General features: G+C 35.1%; 1 protein-coding gene. It reads left to right on the top strand.

The window, feature by feature from the left end; translation table 11 throughout:
* On the top strand, positions 1-481 hold a 481-nt coding region (locus UNSWCS_RS11280; protein WP_035143915.1), incomplete at both ends, for a POTRA domain-containing protein.

Below are 481 nucleotides of genomic sequence, written 5' to 3'. Positions count from 1 at the left end.
CTGTCTTGGCAAAAACTCTATCAATCTAATCATAAACTCTTTTAACAACGAGATAATAAAAAGTGGCTATATCACTTCAAGTGCTAGCCTAGTTACAAAGAGTCTAAAAGATGCCAAGCTAGAGTTTGTGATAAATCTTGGCTTAATAGATAACATAAGCATAAACGAGCTTGATAGCCAAAGAAACAGAGCTAGCCTCTTTAGCGCATTTGGTGAGTACTCTCATAAAAATAAAGTAGCAAATATAAGAGATATCGAGCAGGCTCTTGAGTCACTACAAAACGTCTCGAAAAATGACGTTAGCATTAAATTCTTACCTTCAAATAGGGCCGGCTTTTCAAATATAGTAATAACTAGAGTTGATAGCTTCCCACTAAAGGCTGCTATTAGCATTGATAACCTTGGCTCAAAACAAAGCGGCAAGTATCAAGGCATGCTAAATTTAAGCACACTAAATTTACTTGGATTTAACGAAATTTTT

It is taken from the genome of Campylobacter concisus UNSWCS (assembly GCF_000466685.1).
Lineage (GTDB): Bacteria > Campylobacterota > Campylobacteria > Campylobacterales > Campylobacteraceae > Campylobacter_A > Campylobacter_A concisus_A.
This window is presented reverse-complemented; position numbering and strand designations above follow the sequence as displayed.